A 2,345-nucleotide genomic window follows, 5' to 3' on the forward strand; every position below is an offset into this window, starting at 1 on the left:
TGACGTTTTATCATCAAGCTTCAACGCTTCCAGCTAGCTACATAGCCCAGTAGTTTGTATTCGCAATAAGAGACTTAGGCTCTTGTTTCAGGCTATCTGTATTAACAGCACAGGTATCCAGACAGCCCTTACCTAATGCACTCTGTTGAGTACTTTATGTTGAGTACTTTAACTGCTGTGAGCAGACGGTAGATAGTAAACCCTATTTAATCTTAACTCTATCTTGATCGCGATCGCGCTTGCTGGAGATATTGCTCTGCTCTTGCAGCCCACTCTGGGTTGCCCTGAAGTGCAAACAGATCCCTTGCAAACTGCATCATCTTTTCTGCATCAGCATAACGGTTGAGACGCAAAAACACTAACCCAGCTCCATAATAGGCATTGGGATAGTTAGAGTCAGAGACTGCCGATAGGCGAAAGGATTCTAGTGCCTCTTCTAAATTGTTTTGAACAAACAGTAACTTACCCAGTTCATAGTGAGCTTCTCGATACCGACTGTTTAGTTGCACTGCTCTTCGTAGGGCTGCAATCGCCTCGTTAGTTTTTCCTTGCTGGGCGTAGGCAACCCCAAGGTTGTAGTGAGCTTCTGGTACATTGGCCTTAATTTGCACTGCCCGCTGCAAGGTCTCGATCGCCTCGCTAAGCTGATTTTGACGGATTAGCACTAACCCCAAATTGTAGTGAGCCAAGCCTAGGTTAGCGTCTAACTCCAGTGCCCGCCGTAAGTAAGCATTTGCCAGTGCTAAATTATTGCCTTCTAACAGCACTGCTCCCAAGTTGGCATAGGCCAAAGCAAAGTTAGGTTGCACTTGGGTCGCTTGATAAAAGGCATCCGCTGCTGCTTGCAACTTGCCCTGTTGCCGTCTCGCCAGCCCCAAATTGTAGTGGGCAGCGGCTAACCCTGGATTTAGGGTAACAGCTTGTTGAAATGCATTAGCAGCATCATTCAGCTTACCCTGTTGAATCAGTTGCAACCCTCGCCTCAGCTCATCTTCAGCAGTAGGTGCGCTTTGAGCCTGAGCGGTCGTCGTTGATAACCACACACTACTAGAAACGACTGACAAACCTAGGATTCCAACAACGATGCTAGGAGCTATTCTCCTCAGCAGCCATACAAAGTTGAACGCGATCGTAGAGACTTGAAACAGCATTGCCTACCCTAGTGCTGAAATAAATGTATTCCAGCCCGATATTATCTCTCACCTATCCTAACTGCTTCCTAGAGAAAATAGTCCGGTCTAGTCAACCCCAAATGATCAACAGATCAATCAGATCAATAGTTATTGGGCAATCCAGCACTTACCACCCAATCTTTTCCCAACTGAATTGTGACATCAGACTGCAAAATGCCAGTACTTTCCACTCGCACATCCCCCACATTCAATACGTCTCGCACTGCCTGAGCTATTAGAGCATTACCACTCTGGGCAACAACACGGGTAACAGATAACTGCTCTGTCCAGGGCTTATCTACGGATATATCGGTGTAACCTGCTCGTTGCAGCGTTTTCACTAGCAAATTAACAGCTTGACGATTGCCTGTGCTGTCTTGAATGGAGATCCGAACTTGGGATGGTTGCAGGTACGATCGCTGCTCAAAGCCCAGCCCAAAGTAGCGGGCAGTCATATCGCCAATCTTTGCATAGTTCGGCAGCCAGTAACTAGCTCCATATTCACCCGGAAGACTAAAGTCACCTGGTAGCAATAGCATTTGGGTGTTAGCCTTGCTGAGGCTGGCGCTAAACCCCACCAAGGCCATCAATTCTTCCACAGATAGGTTTGTGTCAATATGAGCTTGAATCACCTTGAGGATTTGGGGCAGCCGAGCGATCGTCGTCGGGTTCAGGGCCTGCTCCTTCAAAGCCCGAATCACCATCTGCTGACGTTGAATTCGCCCAATATCACCATTTTCGTCATGGCGGAAGCGCAACAGTTGCAAGGCTTGATTGCCATTTAAGCGTTGTTTACCAGCCTTAAGGTTAATGTAGAGATGTTGGCTATCATCCCGATATTTCATGTCATGGGGCACGTATACAGTTACGCCACCGAGGGCATTGATTAGTTTTTCAACCCCTTGGACATTGATGCGAATGTAGCGATCGATGGGAACACCCCCCAACAGCCTGCTAACCGTTTTAGCTGAAAGGGCTGGCCCACCGTAGTAATTAGCTGCATTCAGTTTTTCAATTCCATAACCCTCAATATCCACCCGGGTATCGCGAGGAAGGGAAAGAACGACTAGCTGCTGTGTGTCTGGGTTAAAGCGGATCAGCATCATTGTGTCCGTCAGCCCTTCCAGGGAGTTCACTAGGGCCTGGTAGGTATATTGTTGGGCTTCAGGGGGT

At 47.9% G+C, this 2,345-nt stretch carries 2 protein-coding genes; both read right to left on the bottom strand.

Annotated features, from left to right (window positions below):
* Positions 1 to 218 precede the first annotated feature (218 nt).
* Positions 219 to 1,064, bottom strand: coding sequence for a tetratricopeptide repeat protein (locus tag NZ772_17625; protein ID MCS6815377.1), 846 nt, complete (start codon positions 1,062 to 1,064; stop codon positions 219 to 221).
* Positions 1,065 to 1,273: 209 nt separating this feature from the next.
* On the bottom strand, positions 1,274 to 2,345 hold a 1,072-nt coding region (locus NZ772_17630; GenBank protein ID MCS6815378.1), incomplete at its 5' end, for an LCP family protein.

It is taken from the genome of Cyanobacteriota bacterium (assembly GCA_025054735.1).
In the GTDB taxonomy this organism is placed as follows: domain Bacteria; phylum Cyanobacteriota; class Cyanobacteriia; order SKYG9; family SKYG9; genus SKYG9.